Below are 16,774 nucleotides of genomic sequence, written 5' to 3' on the forward strand. Positions count from 1 at the left end.
TTCAATCGCCTTGTTGCATAATCCTGTAGTGGTACTGTCCAACACAGTCCATGCCGAGGGAAGCGTAAAGCCCGTTGGCGCCCTCGTTACGTTTCGTGCAAAGCACCGCCAGTTCGCTGGCGCCGTTCTCCAGCGCCCAGAACGCCGCCTGGCGCATCATCCAGGCGCCCATGCCGGCCCGGCGCTGATGCGGCAGGACTTCCAGCGCGTGGACCATCGCCACCCCGTCGTGAATGGCCACGAAACCGGCACCGGCTGGTTTGTCCCTGTGGCGTCCCAGCAGCCCGGTCTTGGGCCCCTGCACCCGCTGCATAACAGCCAGCCGCTCCGGCCCGATGCCCCCCTGCGCCCAGATCTCACGCTGGATTGCCAGCGGCTCCCAGACGCAGAAAGCAGTGACACGGGGCACCGGAATATCTGTCAGCCGCTCCGCCGGGCAGGTCCACAGGTTGACCGGGTCCTTCACCGCGTATCCCCGTGCCTCCAGCTGCGCGTCCAGCTCCGTCTCACCATCGCGGATCATGAACAGGCAGTCCTGGCCCATGGCGCGCATTGCATCCTCAGCCGCTGCAATCTCCGCGTCCGACGCTGCACCGTTCACCGTCGCTGCCGACACCCGGCTGCCGCCGCCCTGCCCCGCGCGCAGGGTAACGGGACCAAGCTTGCGCAACGCAGCCGGCGGCCAGGTCGCCTCGGTCACGGCGTAATAACGGGGATCGGTGGTCACTGGTCCAGCTCCTTTGCCAGCTCGGTCATCGCCGCGTCGATCCGCACGCCATCTGTGCCGCGGATCACGATATTGGCGCCGAAAGCGCCGTCTTTCTGGAACGGGTAGCAGCCCACCGACAGATCGCCATAGGCCTCAGCCAAGGCGCGCAGCGGTCCGGCAATCTCACCCTCGCCGCGCAGCACCCGCAGGGTCTGCGACAGCATCGGCCTGCCGCCGGTCAGGGTCGGCATCACGCTCGCCACCATCGCCTGGAAAATCATCGGCACCCCCGCCATCACATGCACATTGCCGATGGTGAACCCCGGCGCCGCCGAGACCGGGTTGTCGATCAGCACCGCGCCATTCGGGATGCGGGCCATCCGCAGCCGCGCCTCGTTCATCTCCAGCCCCTGGGTATCGTAATGCGCCTGCAGGATCGCCCGGGCATCGTCGCGCACATCCAGATGCGCGTCAAACGCCATGGCGATGCAATCGGCAGTGATGTCATCATGTGTCGGCCCGATGCCGCCGCTGGTGAACACTTGGTCATAAGCACCCGAGAGCGCCTGCACAGCGGCGATGATCGCCGCCTCATCGTCGCTGACAACGCGGGCTTCCTTCAAGTCGATGCCGTGTTTGGTCAGCTCCCCCGCAAGAAAATGCATATTGGCATCGCGGGTGCGGCCCGAAAGGATTTCATCCCCGATGACCAGCATGGCGGCAGTAGGGTTAGGCGTTGCGGACATAAGCATCTCCCTTGGCTGAGCGTGAAAATACCCTGCCGGCGGGGCGGCACAAGGGCCAAAGCGACTAGGAAAGCCCCGCAACCGCAGCGTCGAACAGCGCCGCATCCCCCATCGCGCGGGCCAGTATCATCGCCCCTTCCAGGGCCGCAATCATATGCGCGGCAGCCTTTTCGGCTTGCTCCGGCGCCATCCCTTGACGGCAATGGACCTGCCGCAGCCAGTCGAGGTTGCGCTCGAAAAACGCCCGTGTTGCCCTGGCCACCGGTGGCGGCAAATCGGCAATCTCGGCCCCGAAGACGCCGCACAGGCACATCAGCCCGTCCTGTTTCAGAGCCGCGCCATAAGATGCAACATAGCGCTTGAGCAATTCCGCGGGATTCGCCCCTTGGGGATCACCCAAGACTTTGAAAAAATTGTCCGAATACCGCTCCGCCAAAGCCTCCCCCAAGGCTTCCTTGGTCGGAAAATGGTAGTGGACAGAGGCCGATTTGATACCGATTTCCGCAGCAATTTCACGGAAGCTGAAGGCGTTGTAGCCACCTGTGCGCGCTGCCTTCTCCGCAATGTCCAGGATGCGTTCCGCGGTGTCCGGCTTTGCCATGTTCACCCCTCATCTGTCTACCTATCTACAGATAGGTCTTGACGGCAGGCAGCACAATCCACATTTATCTACCTACTGATAGATAGGAGAATCGCTATGACGACTGAAACCGTACTGATAATCGGCGGATCCTCGGGAATGGGTCTGGAAACCGCCCGCCAGCTGGTCAAATCGGGACAACATGTCACCCTGCTGGGCTCGTCCGCTGCCAAGCTTGAGGCCGCCAAGGCTGAGCTCGGGGCCCTCGCCGAGGCCCGGCAGATCGACCTGATGGATTTCGCAGCTGTCGAAGAACTGGCGGCAGAACTGAAGGCAGACAGCCGCTACATCAGCAAGCTGGTCAATGCTGCCGGCGTTTTTGCTCCCAAACCTTTCCTTGAACACGGGCTCGAAGACTACGACCGTTACATGGGGCTGAACCGCGCCACGTTTTTCCTGACTCAGGCCGTTGCAACCAACATGCAGCGCAACGGCGGCGGTGCCATCGTCAACATCGGCTCCATGTGGGCCAAGCAAGCCATCAAGGCGACCCCCAGTTCAGCTTACTCCATGGCCAAGGCCGGCTTGCACGCCCTGACGCAGCACCTGGCGATGGAGCTGGCGGACCACGGCATCCGGGTGAACGCGGTGGCCCCCGCGGTGGTGGTCACCCCGATCTACGGCGCCTTCATCGACCCGGCGCAGATCGAGGATACGCTGACCAGCGGCTTCGACGCCTTCCACCCGATTGGCCGCGTCGGCCGCCCGGCTGACATTGCCGCCACCGTGCTCCACCTGCTGTCGGATCAGGCTGCCTGGGTGACCGGCGCCATTTGGGATGTCGACGGCGGCGTCATGGCCGGGCGCAACTAGGGCTTTGCTACCGGGCTGGGCTGGGATAGTCATCTCGCCATGAACTTTGCCCAGCCCCTGATCCCCGCCACACTGATCCGCCGCTACAAACGCTTTCTCGCCGATTGCCGGCTGGAAGACGGTCGGGAAATCACCGCCCATTGCGCCAACCCCGGCAGCATGATGGGGCTGGCCGAGCCGGGCATGAAGGTCTGGCTGGAGCCCAACGACGATCCCAAGAAGAAGCTGAAACACGGCTGGCGGCTGGTGGAGCACGCGGACGGCCATTTCACCGGCGTCGACACTTCGGTGCCGAACCGCGCCTTGCGTGCCGCGCTGGAAGCGGGGGAAGTTCCGGAACTCGCCGCCTACAAGACCGTGCGCCCCGAAGTGAAATACGGTGAGAAAAGCCGCATCGACTTCCTGCTGCAGCAGGTCGGCCTGGCCGATTGCTATGTTGAAGTGAAGAGCGTGACCCTGTCGCGCGAACCGGGGCTGGCAGAGTTTCCCGACAGTGTCACAGCCCGCGGCACCAAGCACCTGGGGGAATTGGCCAGAATGGTGGCGCAAGGCCACCGCGCAGTCATGCTCTACCTGGTTCAGCGCACCGACTGCGACCGCTTCCAGCTGGCCTCCGATATCGACCCGGCCTACGCAGATGCCTTTGCCAGCGCCCAGGCCGCCGGGGTGGAGAAACTGGTGCTGGGCACGCGGATCACCCCGCAGGGTGTTGAGGTCGCCGGGCCGCTCAAGCCAGAGTAACAGCCCGGGCCAGGCAGCTGCTCAGGCCGCCTGATCCACCTGTTTCTCCGAGGCCCCCTCCTCGTGCTCCGGTTTGGCCTGGATCAGCGTGCGGGTCGGGAACGGAATATCGACTCCAGCCTCATCCAGCGCTTCCTTCACCTTGCGCTTCATGTCGGCCTGATACTGGAAGTACTCCCCCGCATCGACCCAGACACGCACCAGGAAATCGACAGAGCTGCTGTTCAGCTCATTGACCTGGATGAACGGCTCCGGGTCGTTGTGCGACCGGCTGTCGCCCATGATCGTATCGCGGATCACCTGCTCGGCGGTCGCCAGGTTGGCACCATAGCCGACACCAAAGGTCCACTCGGCCCGGCGTGTATCGAAGGAAGAGTAGTTTTTGATCGTATTGCCCCAGACCTCAGAGTTCGGGATGATCACCTTCAGGTTCGAAAGGCTGGCAATCACCGTGTTGTTCAGGGTGATTTCATGCACCGTGCCCATCTCATCATTCACTTCGATGAAGTCGCCCAGCTTGAACGGGCGGAACAGGATGATCATCACGCCTGCCGCCACATTCGACAGCGCCCCCTGCATCGCTAGGCCGATTGCCAGGCCGGCCGCACCGATCGCTGCCACGATGGAGGTGGTCTTGACGCCAAAAGTGTTGAGCACAAACAAGGCCGCAAAGGCGAGGATGACATAGCGGGCCAGGTTGCCGAGGAAATGAAACAGGGTCACATCCAGCCTGGCATTGGTGTCACCCAGCTGCACGATCCGCCGCTTGACCCAGCCTGCAACGATGAAGCCCGCCAGCAAAATGACCACCGCGGCCAGCACACTGCCCAACGCCTGCGCCAGGAATTCCAGCGTGACCAGATCCGCCAGCGATCTTCCGTCGTAGATTTCGGATTGCATCAGGCTGTTGAAGCTTTCCATGCCGCTGTGATCCCCTTGCTGCCAATTCAATTCTGCTGACAGGGAAACGCGCCGGAGCGGGAAAAGTTCCCGCAACCCCGCTCTGGCCCTTTTCGGCGGAACCCCTTACATAGCTACGCAAAGAACGTGATGGAGCTCTGCGTGATGAGATCGAAAGACGGCCGCACTACCAAGGACGGCATCCGCATTCATGAAGCCGGCGACTATGCCGGCATGCACAAGGCGGGTGCGCTTGCCGCGCGCATTCTGGACGATATCGCAGCCCATGTGTTCCCCGGTCAGTCCACCGGCGAGATCGACCGCATCATCACCCAAATGGTCGAAGACGCGGGCGCAAAATCCGCCACCATCGGCTACAAGGGCTATCAGCACGCCAGTTGCATCTCGGTGAACCATGTGGTCTGCCACGGCATTCCCGGCGACAAGAAGCTCAAGGACGGCGATATCCTCAATATTGACGTGACAGTGATCGTCGACGGCTGGTTCGGCGATACCTCGCGGATGTTTGTGGCGGGCAAGCTCAGCCGCAAGGCGGAGCGGCTGATCCAGGTCACCCATGATTCGCTGATGAAGGGGATCGAGGCGGTGAAGCCCGGCAACACCTTCGGCGACATCGGCCATGCCATCCAGACCTATGCCGAAGCCCAGCGGATGAGCGTCGTGCGCGACTTCTGCGGCCACGGCCTGGGCACCGTGTTCCACGCGCCGCCGAACGTGCTGCACTACGGGCGCCCCGGCACCGGCCCGGTGCTGGAGGAAGGCATGTTCTTTACCATCGAGCCGATGATCAACCTGGGCCGCCCGGAAACCAAGATCCTGGCCGATGAGTGGACCGCGGTCACCCGCGACAAGTCCCTGTCAGCGCAGTTCGAGCATTCGATCGGGGTAACCGCAGACGGGGCCGACATTTTCACCCTGTCCCCGGCCGGAAAATTCCACCCGACCTACGGGTAAATCCCCAAGGCTGAAGCCGGGGCAGCCCGCCACCATCTGGGCATGAGCCTTTGTCGCCCCAACTCACAGCCCAGGGGTGCTTTCAGCCGGATAAAGGACCGATCCTGTCAGGAGCCGGTGCCGTCCTGCCGCTCAGCTTCCTGTATGCGCCACAAGGCCAGAAGCAGGGTGCCGCCCCCCCACGGTGTCACCGCATCCTGAATGAATAGCGGTATCCGGGCTGGTTTCGGCTTGGGTTTTGTCCCGGCTTCGGCCTTGGTCACAGGCGGCAGGAACGGGCTGCGCAATGTCTGTTCCATGCCTTGAAAGATAGCACAGAGCCCTCAGATCGACAAAAGCGCCGGCACTTCTGCCATGTCGCTGAACACTTCCGCTCCCAGCGCGGCAAGTGCCCTGCCGCCGCCTTTCGGCGCATAACCAAGGCAGCGCATTCCGGCACGCACGGCGGCGGTGACACCGCTGCCGCTGTCCTCGATCACAAGGCAATCGCGCGCCTGTACCCCGAAATGGCTGGCAGCGGCCAAAAACAGTCCCGGCTCCGGCTTGGCCACCCCCAGCGCATGGGCCGAGAACATTGCATGCGGGTGAAAGCGCTCCCAAAGGCCGTTCTGGCCTAGGGTGATCCGCATCTTCTCCTCGCTGCCATTGGACGCCACGCAAACCGGGATGCCATGGGTATCCAGCCGCGCCAGCAACGCGGGAATGCCCGGAATCAGAGGAACCCCTTGTCTCAGCCTCGCAAAAACTTCGGCGTAGATTTCTTCGATCCAACTGTCCGGCAGATCGGCGCCCATGGAGCGGGCCTGCTGCATCACGCCGGCCATTGTGCAGCCAACAAAATGCGCCATCGATTGCTCCGCAGTCAGCGGCAGTCCGCGGCGGGTCAGGTTTTCCGCCATCGCCTGGTTCGAAACCGGCTCACTGTCCACCAGCACGCCGTCACAGTCGAAGATCACCAGTTTCGGGGTCGGGAACGTTTTGGGCATAAATCCCTCTCCATCTCGGAAAACTCAGCGCCTGCGCCGCGCAGGCGAGCGGTTTGGCCTTGTTTAGAACAGCACCGGCAGTGCGGCAAACCGGCAACGAGGAATCCCTTGCCTGGTCTGTTTCAGCTGGAAACATCCCGCCACATCAGGGTGATATGGGTATCGCCGTACTTGCGGCTGTCTTGCAGCTCAAACCCGTCCGGCGCGGCCATCGGCGCGCTTTCCTCCCAGACCACCAGGGCATCCTCCGCAACCCAGCCGCCGACCACCGCAGCCGCCAGCGCCTTCTCCCCCAGCCCCTTGCCATAAGGCGGATCGAGGAAGATCAGATCATACGGCGCATCAGGGTTCGCCCCCAGCTTCAGCGCATCACGGCGCGCGAGTGTGCAGCGGTCTTCCGCCCGGCAGATGGCGATGTTCTTGCGGATCAGGCCGCCGGACACACGCCCGTCATCGACGAACAGAACTTCCGCCGCGCCGCGCGACAGCGCTTCCAGCCCCAGCGCGCCGGTGCCTGCAAACAGGTCCAGCACCCGGGCGCCGGGAATGGCGCCGGTGTGCATCAGCACATTGAACAGGCTTTCGCGCACCCGGTCGGTGGTGGGGCGCAGATGGGCGCCCGCGTCCCCCTTGCCCACCGCGGCCAAGGCCCGGCCGCGGTAGTCTCCTGCAATGATCCTCACGCCTTAAGCAGCGGTTTCAGATCCGCGGCAGGATCGCCGGCAACCGCCTTGTCAGCGGTCTTGCCCGCATCGATCAGCCGTTTGGCCACCATATAGGCGCGCGGGTCGTTCATCGCGTCCACTGCCACCAGCTGGTCGCCCTTGTAGTACCAGAAAGAAACCTGGCTCCCCTCGCCCTGACGGGTGACCACATTGTCGTAACCGGTGTTCAGGCCCGCAATCTGCAATTTGACATCGTATTGATCCGACCAGAACCAGGGCGTTGCGATATAGTCCTTGTCCGCGCCCAGCATGTTCTGCGCCACGACTTCCGCTTGATCGATGGCATTGGGCACGCTTTCCAGCCGGATCCGGTTGCCCTGGAACGGGAAGGAGGCGCAATCTCCCGCCGCCCAGATAGACGGATCGGAGGTGCAGCCCTTGGCGTCCACCTTGATACCGTTTTCCAGTTCCAGACCGGCCATCTCCGCCAGCTGCGACGAGGGCGTGATGCCGACGCCAACCACGACAAAATCCACATCCAGAACTTCACCGCCGCTCAGAATGGCGCGGGTGACCTTGCCGTCCTCGCCGTCCAGCCGCTCCAGGCCGACGCCCTCGCGGATGTCCACACCATGGCTGGAATGCAGATTCCGGAAGAAGTCAGAGGTCTCCGGCGCCGCAACACGCTGCAGGATCCGGTCTGCCATTTCCACCAGGGTGACATGCACGCCGCGCTTGGCGCAGACGGCTGCCGCCTCCAGGCCGATGTAACCGCCGCCGACGATCAGCGCGCGCTTGCCTTCGGTCACGCTGGGCGCCATCGCGTCCACGTCGGTCAGCCCGCGCACCACATAAACACCGTCCAGACCGCCGCCAATCGCGGCCGGCAGGCGGCGCGGATCGGACCCGGTGGTCAGCGCCAGCTGGTCGTAGGAGATCACCTCATCGCCCAGCGACACCGTCTTGGCCGCCGGATCGATCCCGGTGACGCGCTGGCCCAGCTTCAGGGTGATGTTGTTCTCGGCATAGAAGCTCTCCGGCCGCAGGAACAGCCGTTCCACTTCCATCTCGCCCAGCAGATACGCCTTGGACAGAGGCGGCCGCTGATAGGGCAGCGCCTCCTCCGCGCCGATCAGGGTGATCTCCCCCTCGAACCCGTCCTTGCGCAGTTTTGCCACCAGCGAGGACCCCGCCTGCCCCGCTCCAATCACGACGATGTGGGACATATTCCCTTGCCTCCCGCAATAGTTCCCGTCACGCTTTCAACGGACCCTATATACGCGGGGCCCCAAAACGCAATCAGGAGAAAGAGGAACGTGCGATGATTTCTGTTGGAGACCAACTGCCGGACGCCGTGCTGACGCGGATCGGGGACGACGGGCCGGAGCAGGTTCAGCTGTCGAGCAAGCTGAAGGGGCGCAAAGTCGTGATCTTCGCGGTTCCGGGCGCCTTTACCAGCACCTGCCATTCCGCCCATGTGCCCAGCTTTATCCGCACCAAGGACCAGTTCGCCGCCAAAGGCGTCGATGAAATCATCTGCCTGGCCGGCAACGACCCTTTCGTGATGTCGATCTGGGGCGACAACACCGGTGCCACCGAAGCCGGCATCACCATGCTTTCGGATGCCGAATGCACCTTTACTGAAGCGATCGAGATGCGCCTGGATGTGCCCTCCGCCGGGCTGATCGGCCGCTCACTTCGCTATGCAATGCTGGTGGAGGACGGCGAGGTGAAGATCCTCAACAAGGAAGAAAACCCCGGCCAGTGCGAGCTCTCGGCCGGCGAAGGCCTGCTGGAAGCCATGGGCTGAGCCTGAAGATACAGTGGCCGCCTATTCAAGCGGCCACCTCCACAAACCCTTAATATTTCGTGAAAAACAAGGTCAGCACTGCTGCCGGAATGTTTCGCGCGCGAAACATTTGGACAGGAAAGCTGACCTGTTTTCAGGCCGCCCGGATCACTCCTGCGGCTCGCCGAACAGCCCGTCCATCTTGCGCGCCAGCTTTGCGTCCTGGGCGCTGATCCCGTCCACGTCATGGGTGGTCAGCACCACCGTCACCCGGTTGTAGACATTGCTCCATTCCGGGTGATGGTTCCACTTCTCGGCCCAGATCGCGGCACGGGTCATCCAGCCGAAGGCGTCAGCGAAATTGTTGAATTTGAAGGTCTTGGTGATGGCATCGCGGCCTTCCACCATCTCCCAACCGGTGGCGAACAGCGGCTCCAGCAGCGGGCCGCGGGTGGCCTCGGACAGTTTTTCCGTCATTCTTGCTCCTCCACATGGGCTTTGCGGAACGGGCCGTAGTCGGTCAAGATTTCAATTTCTTCCTCGGTGGCGGCCCGCTCAGCCTCGAGGTAGCGTCCGACGGCCCCGGCAAACCCGGGATCGCCGATCCAGTGCAAGCTGTGTGTCTGGCACGGCATGTAGCCGCGCGCAAGCTTGTGTTCACCCTGTGCGCCGGCTTCTGCCCGGTCAAGGCCCAAGGCAATCGCCAGCTCTATGGCCTGATAATAGCACAGCTCGAAATGCAGGCAGGGGTGCTGTTCGACGCAGCCCCAGTAGCGGCCGTAAAGCGTTTTGCGGCCTAAGAAATTCAGCGCGCCCGCCACATAGCGCCCGCTGCGTTCGGCCAGAATCAGAGCGATATCATCCGCCATCGTGCGGTGCGCAATGTCAAAAAACTGCCGGGTCAGATAGGGCGAACCCCATTTGCGCGCGCCGGTGTCCTGGTAAAACTCCCAGAAGGCGTCCCAGTGTTCGGGGCGCAGACCGGCGCCCTGATAGACGCGGATATCGCCGCCAAAGCACTGTGCCTGCATCCGCTCCTTGCGGATGTTCTTGCGCTTGCGGGAGGACAGCGCCCGCATGAACGCCTCAAAATCGGCGTAACCATCGTTCTGCCAGTGGAACTGCTGCGTGGTCCGCAGCATCAGCCCCATCTCCTCGCCCAGCCGAGCCTCGTCCTGGGTGCAGAAGGTCACATGCAGCGATGACAGGTTGTTGTCCGCCGCCAGTTGCACCGCCCCCTGCAACAGCGCCGAATGGCCGATGCCGTCAAAACCCGGGCGCACCAGGAACCGCCGCCCGGTGGCCGGGGTAAAGGGCACCGCGATCTGCAGCTTGGGGTAATAGTGGCCGCCGGCCTGCTCATAGGCATGCGCCCAGTTGTGGTCGAAGATATATTCGCCCTGGCTGTGCCCCTTGGCATAAAGCGGCGCGCAGGCGATCAGGCGGCCCTCCTGATAGGCGGTCAGATACTGCGGCTGCCAGCCGGTGCCTGGACCGACCGAACCGCTCTCTTCCAGCGCGCTAAGGAACCTGTAGGTGGTGAAGGGGTCCAGCGGCCGCCCGCCGCCCGCCGCCTCCGGACAGGCGCAGGCGTCCCAGTCCTCTGCCGCGATCTGCGACAGCGACGCCAGCACCCGGATTTCGATCTGCGCCTGAGACATGCATTTCCTCCGCACCGTTTCAAAGATGTGGGGTGCGGCCCAGCGCGATCAAGATGTTAGCGGTGAAAGGTACTGCTCAAATGTCACATTGTCGGCAAAGGCCCGCGCCGCGGCTTCCTCGGCGGGCGATCTGACGGTCCAGCACAGCACCGGCACCCCGCTGTTGCGCAGCGCCTGCACCCGCGGCCGGGCCAGGTCGCTTGCCTCGTGGCTGATGAAGCTGGACCCGCTGCGGTCAAAATCAGGAATGCCGCGCAGGTCATCGCAGACCGCTTTCGGCAGTTCCTGCCAGTCTGCCGGATCATAGGCGCTGGTGGTGATGCCGCGGGCTGTGTCCGGTGCCAGCCTGGCCAGCTCCGCCACGGAACTGGGGTTGAAGGACATCAGCGCCACTAGGCCTGCGTATCCTTGCAACGCTTCAGCCGCGGCCTGCTCAAGCACGCCATCGGTGATCCCCATTTCGCCATGCTGGTCCTTCAGCTCGATCAGCAGCGGCACCCGGCCTGCAACCAGCTCCAGCACCTCCGCAAGATCCGGGATGCCCTCACCATCGCCGCCCTTCAGCGGGATGGCGCGCAGTTCGTCGCGGCTGCAGGCTCTGACCGGACCGGTGCCCTCGGCCAGCCGGTCCAGATCATAGTCATGAAAGACCATGGCGCAGCCGTCGCGGGACAACTGCAAATCGATCTCGATCCCATAGCCTGCCGCGAGTGCTGCGCGGATCGCAGCACGGCTGTTTTCCGGGCGCCCGTCCGCAGCATCATGCAGCGCACGGTGGGCCAGCGGGACAGTCAGGAAGGCGGCAGGCAGGGGCGGCGTCATTTGATCTGGAACACGCCGTCGATTTCCACCGCAACGCCCAGCGGCAGTGAGGGGGAGCTGACGGCGGAGCGCGCGTGGCGGCCGATGTCGCCCAGCGCTTCGACCAGGAAGTCGGAGGCGCCGTTCACCACCTGCGGCTGCTGGGTGAAATCCGCCGTCGAATTGACAAATGCGCCCAGTTTCACGACGCGGACCAGACGCTCCAGGTCGCCGCCGCAAGCCGCCTTCAGCTGTGCCAGCAGCGCAATGGCGCAGCGTTTGGCCGCCGCCTGGCCTGCGTTGACATCCATGTCCGCACCCAGGGTGCCGGTGATCAGCCCGTTTTCATCCGCCGAAATCTGGCCGGAGATATAGACCATGTCGCCTGCAACCACATAGGGCACATAGTTGGCCGCCGGTGCCGGCGCGTCAGGCAGGGTCACCCCCAGCTCTTTCAGTTTTGCTTCGATGCTCATGGCGCATTCCTTCCGAGTCTTTGCTGGCCGGGACGCTACCCGCAGCCACGGATTTCGGAAAGGGAAAATGCGAAGCCCGGCCGAGGCTTTCCGCCTCTGAGAGCAACAGCTCGCGCCAAACTGTTTCCCTGCGAGGGAAACAACCATGAAAAATCGATTGTCATGGCCAAGTTTCGCACCGAATTCCAGCTTTGCGGTCAGCTTTCGCGGAAGGCCTTATTGAAATAATCCGCCAGCGGCTTGACCAGATAGGCCAGCGGCGAGCGGTCGGCGGTGCGGATGTAGCTTTCCACCGGCATACCCGGAATCAGCACCGTGCCCGCAGGCAGGCGGCCTTGCTCTCCGGGGTTGAGCTCAATCTCGGCCCGGTAATAGGAAATGCCGCTGCCCTGATCCTCAAACGCGTCCGCGGAGACCTGGGTTACATGACCGAACAGTTCCGGCGTCGAGCGCTGATCCAGGGCCGAGAAGCGCAGGGTCACCTCCTGCCCGGTGAACAGCTGGTCGATATCGGTCGGTGCCACCTGTGCCGCGATCACCAGCGGCCGGTCCTGCGGCACCAGGTAGAGCACCGGATCGGCTGGCCGGATCACCGAGCGCGGGGTCTGCACCTGCAGCCCGTAGACAACGCCCGAGACCGGGGCGGTAATGTCCAGCCGCGCCAGCCGCTGCTGCAGCGAGCGGCGGGTCTCGGCCAGCTCCAGCTCCTGATAGCGCAGGTCGCGCAGACGGGTGATCGCTTCCTCGCGCTGGCCGCTGCCCAGTTTCAGGATTTCGATGTCGATCTCTGTTATCCGCCCCTCGGCCTGCGCCTCCGCGGCCACCAGCTCGCCCAGCTGCCCGTCCAGGCTGGCCTGGGTGCGGCGCAGGTTCAGCACCGTCGCCGCCTGTGCCAGGCCGCGGTCCAACAGCGATTGCTGGTTGCCCAGTTCCTCGCCGATCAGGTCCAGCTGCACCTTCAGCGAGGTCTGTTGCGCCTTGATACCGCGGATCTGCTCCTCGATCTGCGACCGGCGCTTCTCCAGCTGCTCGATCTCGCGCGCGGTGGTGTCCCTGCGGGCCTGGAACAGACGCCGCTGGCCTTCCACCAGGTCCTCGACTTGCGGCTGGGTTTCGGCCGCCTTCAGCACTTCCGGATCAAAGGTGATCTCGTCAGCTTCATCGCGTTCCGCCTCCAGCCGGCCGCGCCGCGCCATCAGCTCGAACAGCTGGCCTTCTGTAATCACCAGCTGAGAGGTCAGCTCATTGGCGTCCAGCCGGATCAGCGTTTCGCCCTCAGCCACGGTGTCGCCCTCGTCCACCAGGATCTCGGCAACGATGCCGCCGTCCAGATGCTGCACCACCTGGCGGTTGCGGTCGACCTCGATGCGGCCGGAGGCCACCACTGCGCCGGAAATCGACGACAGCACCGACCAGGAGCCGAAACCGCCCACCAGCACCAGAAGCGCAATCAGGCCGATGACCAGCGGGCGCCGCGCGGGCCAGTTGTTCTCCACGCTCATCGCACCCCTCCCGTGCCAGTGGCCTGGCGGATGTTCTGATGGTTGGCGACCATTTCCTGCAGCACCTTGTCCTTGGGGCCAAAGGCGGTCTGGGTGCCCTTATCGATCACCAGCAGCATATCGCATTCCTGGATCGCCGCCGGGCGGTGCGCCATGATCAGCACCGACCGCCCCTCAGCCTTGATCTGCTTGATCGCCTGGTTCAATGCAATCGAACCCTCGTTGTCGAGGTTGGAGTTCGGCTCGTCCAGGATCACGATCACCGGGTCGTCGAACAGCGCCCGGGCCAGCCCGACCCGCTGCATCTGCCCGCCCGACAGCCGCCCGCCGGTGGCGTTGACGCGGGTGTCATAACCTTCGGGAAGTTTCAGGATCATCTCATGCGCGGCGGCCTTGCGGGCGGCTTCCACTACTTTCTCGGCGTCGGGCTGCTGATTGAGGCGGGCGATATTCTGGGCGATGGTGCCGTCAAACACCTGCACCCGCTGCGGCAGGTAGCCGATATGGCCGCCCAGCACATCCGGCGCATACTGGTCCAGCGAAGCGCCGTCCAGCCGGACAGAACCGGCTGCGGGCCGCCACACACCGGTCAAGGCGCGGGCCAGTGTCGACTTCCCCGACCCCGACGGCCCGATCACCCCGATTGCCTGGCCCGGCTGCACCCGGAAATTAACGTTGCGCAGCAGCGGCGTATTGCTGCCGGGCGGCACCACCGCCAGCCCCTGCACTTCCAGCAGGGCCTTCGGCTTGGGCAGCGCAGTGCGCGCGTCTTCCTCCGGCACCTTGTCCAGCAGCTCCGCAAGATTGTGCCAGCCCTTCAGCGCCCGCTGCACCAGCACCCATTGGCCCAGCCCCAGCTCAATCGGCGCCAGCGCCCGGCCCATCAGGATGGAGCCCGCGATCATCGCGCCCGGCGTCACCTCGTTCTGCAGCACCAGATAGGCGCCCAGACCCAGCATCGCCGACTGCAGGAACAGGCGCAGCGTCTTGGTCAGCGTGGTAAAGCCGCCGCCGGTGTCATTGGCCGTCACACTGTCGGTCAGCGCCGCATCGCGGGCCTGTTTCCAGCGCTCGAACGATGCGCCGCGCATGCCCATCGACTGGATCATCTCCGCCTCGTTGCGGATCTCCTCGGACATCAGATTGGCCTTGTGGCCGGTCATGCTCGCCTTCTGCTGCGGCAGCCGGGTGAACATCTGGTTCAACAGCGCAATCACCACCAGCACCGCCCCGCCCGACAGCGCCAGCAGGCCCAGCCAGGGGTGGAACAGCGCAATGCCCGCGAGGAATACCGGCGTCCAGGGGAGGTCGAATGCCGCGGTCAGCACCGGCGAGGCGATCAGCCGCTGCACCGATTCCAGATCGCTGAGGCCGGTCTGCGCCACCGGGTCCTGCGCCACCGCCGAGCGGCGGATCATCGCGTCGAACACCCGCTTGTCCAGCGCCGCCTGGAACCGCGCACCCACCCGCGCCATGATCCGGCCGCGGGCATAGTCCAAGAGCCCCATCATGCCGTAAAGGAACACTACCAGAAGCGAAAGCGCCAGCAGCGTCGCCTCCGACCGGCTGCCCAGCACCCGGTCATAAACCTGCATCATGTAAAGCGGACCGGTCAGCATCAGAAGATTCACGAAGAAACTGAAAATCCCGGTGAACCAGTACAGGCCGCGGCTCTGCCGCCGCACCTGGCGCAGTTCATCATACCCGTTTTTGTAAAGGCTTTTATTCATACTCAGACTGCAATAGTGGTTCGTTGGCTTCAGGTCCGGACTGGAATTGTACCAGTTGTGGCACAAGCCGGTGAAAAAATGTAATCAGACTGGAAAACGGCAAGAGAACCCTTATCTGCCCCCCGACGCGCCTATTCCAGTACCAATTGGACACTTATCCGAATGCCCTTGATGTTGCGACCGATTAAATTTGTATCTGCGCTGATTTTGGCCGCTTTTGCTGCTGGCTGCGCCACTCAGGACCCGGTCGCGCGCGCCTCCGGCGAAGTGTTCGACCCCTATGAGCGGACCAACCGCACCATTCACGCCTTCAACCGCGGCGTCGACCGGCTGGCCTTCCGCCCTGCTTCCAAGGGCTATGTGGCGATCGTGCCGGCGCCGATGGTGACCAGCTTCTCGTATTTTGCCGAGAACCTGTCGATGCCGGGGCAGATGGTCAACGCGCTGCTGCAGGGCGATTTGAGGACTGCCGGCAACGCCTTCTCGCGCTTTGTCATCAACTCGACCGTCGGTTTCGCGGGCCTCGCCGACCCGGCCACCGAATTCAAGGTACCGCAGGTGGATACCGATTTCGGCGAGACCCTGCACAAATGGGGCGTTGGCGAAGGCGCCTATGTGGAGCTGCCGCTGCTCGGCCCGTCCACCAGCCGCGATGCAGTGGGGGTTGCCGTCGACTTCTTCACCAATCCGCTGGGCTATGCCGAGCAGAATACTGCCGACAATATCACCATCTACGCCGAGATCGTGCGCCGCATGGGCGATCGTGGCAACTATTCCGACACGATCGACTCGATTCTTTACGAGAGTGCCGACAGCTACGCGCAGTCACGCCTGATCTACCTGCAGAACCGCCGGTTCGAGCTGGGGGATGGCGAGGAGATCCAGGAAATCGACCCGTTCGAACTGAACACTGAAGGATTTTGAATATGGACCGCCGCAAATTCCTGACTGGCCTCGGCGCCGGCGCCACAGCCCTGGTTGCAGCTCCGCAGGCCCTGTGGGCGCTGACCGAGAACAGCGCCAGCAAGCTGATCAACAGCCTGGTTACCGACATCAACCGGGTGATCGACTCCGGCAAGGGCGAAAACGCCATGTTCCGCGACTTCGAGCGGATCTTCCAGCGCTACAGCGACACCTCCTATATTGCGGCCTACGCGCTGGGGGTGGACGGGCGCCGGGCAACCTCAGCCCAGAAGAAGGCCTTCTCCAAGGCGTTCCAGGGCTACATCTCGCGCAAATACGGCAAGCGCTTCCGCGAGTTCATCGGCGGCAAGCTGGAGGTGAAGGGTGTCAAGAAGGTGAAGAAATGGTATGAGGTGAGCACCATTGCCTACCTTAAAGGCCAGTCACCTTTTGAAGTGACCTTCCTGGTGTCGGACCGCTCCGGCCGCGACCTGTTCTTCAACATGTTCATCGAGGGTGTGAACCTGCTGCTGACCGAACGCACCGAGATCGGCGCGATCCTGGACAGCAAGAAGGGCGACATCGACGCGCTGATCGCCGAACTGCAGCGCCTGAGCTGAACCGGCACCATTCCAGACATTGCGACAGGCTCCCTCCGGGGGGCCTTTTCTTTTGGACAGTGTGCCTGCTGCTCCAGGTGCTGCGCGGCACTCCCGCCCTTCGCTGCGGCATTAAAG

20 protein-coding genes are annotated in these 16,774 nt (G+C 63.5%); 6 read left to right on the plus strand and 14 right to left on the minus strand.

Annotation, left to right across the window (positions count from 1 at the left end; all coding sequences use genetic code 11):
- Position 1: 1 nt before the first annotated feature.
- The 3 genes from AC58NV_RS11680 to AC58NV_RS11690 form a co-directional block, all read right to left on the minus strand.
- Positions 2-727 carry a GNAT family N-acetyltransferase gene (locus AC58NV_RS11680; RefSeq protein WP_497227286.1) on the minus strand — a complete coding sequence of 242 codons (726 nt, stop codon included), beginning with the start codon at positions 725-727 and terminating at the stop codon, positions 2-4.
- A complete protein-coding gene (locus AC58NV_RS11685) occupies positions 724-1,455 on the minus strand; it encodes a competence/damage-inducible protein A (RefSeq protein ID WP_497227287.1) in 732 nt (243 codons plus the stop codon). Before AC58NV_RS11685 ends, AC58NV_RS11680 begins: the two co-directional genes overlap by 4 nt.
- A gap of 64 nt (positions 1,456-1,519) precedes the next feature.
- Complete coding sequence (locus AC58NV_RS11690) at positions 1,520-2,056, minus strand: TetR/AcrR family transcriptional regulator (protein ID WP_497227288.1); 537 nt, start codon at positions 2,054-2,056, stop codon at positions 1,520-1,522.
- A gap of 96 nt (positions 2,057-2,152) precedes the next feature.
- Between AC58NV_RS11690 and AC58NV_RS11695 the strand changes: the two genes are divergently transcribed.
- Positions 2,153-2,908, plus strand: coding sequence for an SDR family NAD(P)-dependent oxidoreductase (locus AC58NV_RS11695; protein WP_497227289.1), 756 nt, complete (start codon positions 2,153-2,155; stop codon positions 2,906-2,908).
- A gap of 39 nt (positions 2,909-2,947) precedes the next feature.
- Complete coding sequence (gene sfsA, locus AC58NV_RS11700; protein ID WP_497227290.1) at positions 2,948-3,649, plus strand: DNA/RNA nuclease SfsA; 702 nt, start codon at positions 2,948-2,950, stop codon at positions 3,647-3,649.
- 21 nt (positions 3,650-3,670) lie between these two features.
- Here sfsA and AC58NV_RS11705 read toward each other — a convergent pair whose 3' ends face one another.
- Positions 3,671-4,570: a mechanosensitive ion channel family protein gene (locus AC58NV_RS11705; protein WP_497227291.1), complete on the minus strand. Its 900-nt coding sequence runs from the start codon at positions 4,568-4,570 to the stop codon at positions 3,671-3,673.
- Positions 4,571-4,714: 144 nt separating this feature from the next.
- On the opposite strand from AC58NV_RS11705, the gene map reads away from it, so the two are divergent.
- Positions 4,715-5,524, plus strand: coding sequence for a type I methionyl aminopeptidase (map, locus tag AC58NV_RS11710; RefSeq protein ID WP_366660594.1), 810 nt, complete (start codon positions 4,715-4,717; stop codon positions 5,522-5,524).
- Positions 5,525-5,631: 107 nt separating this feature from the next.
- Here the strand turns inward: map and AC58NV_RS11715 are convergent, their stop codons facing one another.
- From AC58NV_RS11715 to AC58NV_RS11730, 4 genes are all read right to left on the minus strand, one after another.
- The gene (locus AC58NV_RS11715) at positions 5,632-5,823 is read right to left on the minus strand and encodes a hypothetical protein (protein ID WP_497227292.1); all 192 of its coding nucleotides are present in this window, start codon (positions 5,821-5,823) and stop codon (positions 5,632-5,634) included.
- A 24-nt stretch (positions 5,824-5,847) separates the two neighbouring features.
- Complete coding sequence (locus AC58NV_RS11720) at positions 5,848-6,510, minus strand: HAD family hydrolase (RefSeq protein ID WP_497227293.1); 663 nt, start codon at positions 6,508-6,510, stop codon at positions 5,848-5,850.
- Between the two features lie 122 nt (positions 6,511-6,632).
- Positions 6,633-7,193 carry a 16S rRNA (guanine(966)-N(2))-methyltransferase RsmD gene (rsmD, locus tag AC58NV_RS11725; protein WP_497227294.1) on the minus strand — a complete coding sequence of 187 codons (561 nt, stop codon included), beginning with the start codon at positions 7,191-7,193 and terminating at the stop codon, positions 6,633-6,635.
- Positions 7,190-8,401 (minus strand): NAD(P)/FAD-dependent oxidoreductase, encoded by a 1,212-nt coding sequence (locus AC58NV_RS11730; RefSeq protein WP_497227295.1) that lies wholly within the window; start codon positions 8,399-8,401, stop codon positions 7,190-7,192. The genes rsmD and AC58NV_RS11730 overlap by 4 nt, the downstream gene beginning before the upstream one ends.
- Before the next feature lie 95 nt (positions 8,402-8,496).
- Between AC58NV_RS11730 and AC58NV_RS11735 the strand changes: the two genes are divergently transcribed.
- Entirely contained in the window at positions 8,497-8,985 is a 489-nt protein-coding gene (locus AC58NV_RS11735) for a peroxiredoxin (RefSeq protein ID WP_497227296.1), read from the plus strand.
- Between the two features lie 147 nt (positions 8,986-9,132).
- On the opposite strand, the gene AC58NV_RS11740 is transcribed toward AC58NV_RS11735, so the two are convergent.
- The 6 genes from AC58NV_RS11740 to AC58NV_RS11765 form a co-directional block, all read right to left on the minus strand.
- The gene (locus tag AC58NV_RS11740; RefSeq protein WP_497227297.1) at positions 9,133-9,441 is read right to left on the minus strand and encodes a 4a-hydroxytetrahydrobiopterin dehydratase; all 309 of its coding nucleotides are present in this window, start codon (positions 9,439-9,441) and stop codon (positions 9,133-9,135) included.
- On the minus strand, positions 9,438-10,625 hold the full coding sequence (locus AC58NV_RS11745) for a GNAT family N-acetyltransferase (protein WP_497227298.1): 1,188 nt from the start codon (positions 10,623-10,625) through the stop codon (positions 9,438-9,440). The genes AC58NV_RS11740 and AC58NV_RS11745 overlap by 4 nt, the downstream gene beginning before the upstream one ends.
- Positions 10,626-10,673: 48 nt before the next feature.
- On the minus strand, positions 10,674-11,447 hold the full coding sequence (locus tag AC58NV_RS11750; RefSeq protein WP_497227299.1) for a glycerophosphodiester phosphodiesterase family protein: 774 nt from the start codon (positions 11,445-11,447) through the stop codon (positions 10,674-10,676).
- A complete protein-coding gene (locus tag AC58NV_RS11755) occupies positions 11,444-11,902 on the minus strand; it encodes a RidA family protein (RefSeq protein ID WP_497227300.1) in 459 nt (152 codons plus the stop codon). The genes AC58NV_RS11750 and AC58NV_RS11755 overlap by 4 nt, the downstream gene beginning before the upstream one ends.
- A gap of 197 nt (positions 11,903-12,099) precedes the next feature.
- A complete protein-coding gene (locus tag AC58NV_RS11760; protein ID WP_497227301.1) occupies positions 12,100-13,404 on the minus strand; it encodes an HlyD family type I secretion periplasmic adaptor subunit in 1,305 nt (434 codons plus the stop codon).
- Complete coding sequence (locus AC58NV_RS11765; RefSeq protein WP_497227302.1) at positions 13,401-15,134, minus strand: type I secretion system permease/ATPase; 1,734 nt, start codon at positions 15,132-15,134, stop codon at positions 13,401-13,403. The genes AC58NV_RS11760 and AC58NV_RS11765 overlap by 4 nt, the downstream gene beginning before the upstream one ends.
- A gap of 171 nt (positions 15,135-15,305) precedes the next feature.
- Between AC58NV_RS11765 and AC58NV_RS11770 the strand changes: the two genes are divergently transcribed.
- The gene (locus AC58NV_RS11770; RefSeq protein WP_497227303.1) at positions 15,306-16,058 is read left to right on the plus strand and encodes an MlaA family lipoprotein; all 753 of its coding nucleotides are present in this window, start codon (positions 15,306-15,308) and stop codon (positions 16,056-16,058) included.
- 2 nt (positions 16,059-16,060) lie between these two features.
- Positions 16,061-16,657: an MlaC/ttg2D family ABC transporter substrate-binding protein gene (locus tag AC58NV_RS11775; RefSeq protein ID WP_366660606.1), complete on the plus strand. Its 597-nt coding sequence runs from the start codon at positions 16,061-16,063 to the stop codon at positions 16,655-16,657.
- Positions 16,658-16,774: the final 117 nt, after the last annotated feature.

The sequence above is a fragment of the Leisingera sp. ANG49 genome, assembly GCF_059694505.1.